4 protein-coding genes are annotated in these 3,408 nt (G+C 68.3%); all 4 read right to left on the reverse strand.

All coding sequences use genetic code 11. The features are described from left to right. A partial coding sequence (locus Y706_RS27750) for a DUF4031 domain-containing protein (protein WP_043434598.1) occupies nucleotides 1-239 on the reverse strand: 239 nt, incomplete at its 3' end. 120 nt (nucleotides 240-359) lie between these two features. Then, nucleotides 360-1,697, reverse strand: coding sequence for an FAD-binding oxidoreductase (locus Y706_RS0103430; protein ID WP_028275469.1), 1,338 nt, complete (start codon nucleotides 1,695-1,697; stop codon nucleotides 360-362). A gap of 176 nt (nucleotides 1,698-1,873) precedes the next feature. Continuing rightward, nucleotides 1,874-2,365 (reverse strand): carboxymuconolactone decarboxylase family protein, encoded by a 492-nt coding sequence (locus tag Y706_RS0103435; RefSeq protein ID WP_028275470.1) that lies wholly within the window; start codon nucleotides 2,363-2,365, stop codon nucleotides 1,874-1,876. 421 nt (nucleotides 2,366-2,786) lie between these two features. Beyond that, nucleotides 2,787-3,408: glycerate kinase (locus tag Y706_RS23405; RefSeq protein ID WP_043434489.1), on the reverse strand; the 622-nt coding region annotated here is incomplete at its 5' end.

Consider the following 3,408-nt stretch of genomic DNA (forward strand, 5'->3'; position numbering starts at 1 on the left):
AACCCGCTGGCGATCAGCTTTCGGACGAGGACCCGGCCCTCCACAGGGATGGCGCCGGCCGCCACCAGGGCCTCGTACCGGGCCTCGGCGACGTCGTAGTGGTCGCCGTCGAACGCTCGCCCGGGGATGCCGGCGGCAGCGGCGAAGGCGTGCAGTTCCGCGAGCGACGTGTCCGAGACCAGGTGGGAAAAGTGCGTTCCGTGGGCAGGCCAGAGCGGCGGATCGACGTAGACGGCCATGGTGGCAGTCTAGCCCCGACCCCGACCCCGACCCCGGCCCGGACTGCAGGCACCGGGCCGGCGCCGGGCGGGCGCCGCCGTCGTGGTCACACCGCGACGGCGGGGCCACCGTCGTCGTAGTCACACCGCGACGGCGGGTCGGATGTTCTGGTTGCCGCGGAACACGTTCCCGGGATCAAACTCGCGTTTCACTTCTGCCAGCCGCTTGTAGTTTTCGTCGCCGTAGGCCGCGCGGATCCGGGCCTGGCCTTCGTCGCCGATGAAGTTCAGCCAGACGCCCCCGGTCGCATAGGGGGAGATGTCCTTGCGGAAGCGTTTGACCCATGCCTTTGCGTCCTGCCCGCCCTGCGGGGTGTCGCCCAGGCCGAACGGGTGGCTCACCCAGTTGGCGGTCCGGTTCAGCAGCGGGGTGGCCGCGGCGGCCGGCCCGTTCACCGCCCCGCCCCAATGGGCGATCAGTTGCTGGGAGCTTGGTCCCGGGAGGTTCCGGGCCGAGTCGATGATGACGTCCAGGGCGTCGTCGGAGAGATCGTCGTGATAGTCGGCGCTCCAGTAGTTGTACTTGCCCGGCGGGTCGTCCAGGGAGCACTGGAAGTCTGCGTAGCCGGTATCTTCCACCAGGTCCACAACAGGGCCCAGTTCCCGGTATGCCTTGGCATGTTCTTTGCCTTCCTCGGCATCCCCGGCGAAGACATACACGACGTACACCGCCATCTTGCCCACCATGGCCGCGGGCACGAAGGGTTCCGCCGGTGCAATCCCGTAGATGAGGGTGGCGGACTCTTCGTTGGGAGCCGCGGAGGCCAGGTCCCGGTATCCGCGGCTGAGTTCCGGGGCTGCGTCCCCGGGCCACATCAGCACCCCGGCATGCACGCTTGGCCCCAACTGATGCAGGCCGAACGTAAACGAGGTGGCGACGCCGAAGTTCCCGCCGCCGCCGTGCAGGGCCCAGAAGAGTTCGGGATTCTCGTGGGCGCTGGCCGTCACCTGCTCTCCGGTGGCGGTGACCAGATCCACGGAGACGAGGTCGTCGCAGGCGAAGCCGAAGGCGCGCTCGAGCCAGCCGGACCCGCCCCCGAGCGTGAAACCCGCGAGCCCGGTCGTGGAGACCCGCCCGCCCGTGATGGCGAGGCCGTATTCCTGGGTGGCGCGGTCAAACTCGCCGCAGGTGAGGCCCGCGCCCACCGTGGCAGTGCGGGCCTCCGGGTCCACCCGCACGGATTTCATCGGACGAACGTCGATCACGAGGCCGCCGTCGTTCATGGACATGCCGGCTACGGAATGGCCGCCGGCCCGGACGGCGACTTCGAGGCCGTGTGTCCGCGCGTACGCCAACGCCTCGACCACCCCTTCCGGGTCGGCGCACGGGGCAATGACGGCCGGATGGCGGTCGATCATCGCGTTGAAGAGTCTTCGTGTTTCGTCGTACTCCGGGTGACCCGGCCTGACCCACCTCATGGCAGTGCTCCCTCGGTGACCGCGGCTCCGCCCCACTTTTCGAGCTTACGACTGCACGCCAGTTGTGGCTACGGCTCATTGCTTAGCCAGCCGCGCACCGCCGGCGCCTTAGCCGCGGACACCTGTCCGCCGACCGGTTGTTCTGGTGCGGGCGGCTGGCGGGAGTGGACGGTGGGTTAGCCGCGGGCGTCGCGGACCGGGTGCTGGCTGACGATGGAAACTCGGTTGAACGCGTTCATCGTAATCGCCAGCCAGCTGACGGCGGAAAATTCTTCGGCCGTCAGGTGCCGCCTGGCCTGTGCGCCTTCGTGGTCGCGGCTAAGAGCATCAGAGATAGTCGTGATGGCCTCGGCCAGCGTCAGGGCTGCGCGTTCCTTTTCGGAGAACAGAGTGGTGTCGCGCCATGCGGGGAGGACGGCCAGGCGCTGGGCCGACTCGCCGTTCTTGACGGCATCGCCCACGTGCATGTCCAGGCAAAAGGCGCAGCCGTTGATCTGCGAAATGCGGACATTGAGCAACTCAATGAGTGTGTCGTCCAGCCCGGCCTCGGTGGCGGCTTCCTTGGCTTTCAGGCCCAGCCCGTTGAGTGCGCGCCAGGCAGCGGGGTGCGCCTTGTCAAGGAATATGCTCCGGTGCCCGGGATCCTGCGGTGCCGTCGTGTCATTCATGGATTCCACAATACCGACGGGCCTCGGCACGGCCCGGAGCGGCGTGTGACAATTTTGTCAAACCTGTGACAAGCTTTGGGGGTGGGAGTGTTTGGTTCGGCGGCCGGCTCCTTGGGGGACCCGGCCGCCGGACCGCTCCTCCTGAGCCCGGACTTTCGGGCAGCTACTTTCGAGCCGGGCTACTCCTTCCGAGCCGGTTCAGGCTTCGCGCCACCGAGCTCCGCTAGGCCGGGCTTCACGAGTTGGTTTTCACCAGTTCCCGCTTGGGGACATGTCCAGTTTTCAGCCAATCGTGCGGCCGCGGGAGGACATGTCCAGTGGTCACGTCCGGCCGCGAGGACATGTCCAGTCTTCAGGTCCGGGATGGGCACAAGGGGAGTATGTCCACTGTCACGGGCCAAGGGAGGACATGTCCCGGGACTCACTGGTGAGCAGGCGCGGCAGGAGCAGCGCCAGCAGCATGGGAAGCCGCCGCGGCCGCACGGGCCAGTTCCGCCCCCGCCGCCTGCATGGTGGCCGGATCTCCGGCCACGATGATGCGGGCAAAGCTGTCTGCGTAGTCGCCGAGGTCCGGATCCACCGATCCCACCACCGCGTACACCGGCGTGGTGCCGGCACGGGCAAGGATGGCACCGATGATCTTCCCCTGGCCGGTCTGGGAATCCAGCCGGCCCTCGCCGACCACCACCGCGCTGCTGGCAGCCAGTTGCGCATCGAAGCCCAGCAAATCCAGGACATAGTCCGCCCCTGACTCCAGGCGGGCGCCGTAACGGGCCCACATTCCGCCGGAGAAGCCACCCGCCGCGCCGGTCCGGTCCACCAGACGGGGATCGCGGCCGTAGTCCCGGGCGAACTCCGCCGCGAGCAGCTCGAGTCTGTGTGTCAGCAGCTCAACCGCGGCCGGCCCGGCTCCCTTCTGCGGCCCGAACACGCGTACGGCGTCGGAATAACGCGTCGTGACATCACTTAGGATCACCAGCTCGGCACCGCGGAGCCCGCCGCGTTCCTCGATCGCGGCGATGGCGCCGGCCCCGCCGTCGGTG

This window comes from Arthrobacter sp. I3 (assembly GCF_000520575.1).
Classification (GTDB): Bacteria; Actinomycetota; Actinomycetes; order Actinomycetales; family Micrococcaceae; genus Arthrobacter; species Arthrobacter humicola_A.

Coding starts and splice junctions, on each gene's coding strand:
- Y706_RS0103430 (WP_028275469.1), bottom strand. CDS start 1,697: ATGAGGTGGGTCAGGCCGGGTCACCCGGAGTACGACGAAACACGAAGA.
- Y706_RS0103435 (WP_028275470.1), bottom strand. CDS start 2,365: ATGAATGACACGACGGCACCGCAGGATCCCGGGCACCGGAGCATATTC.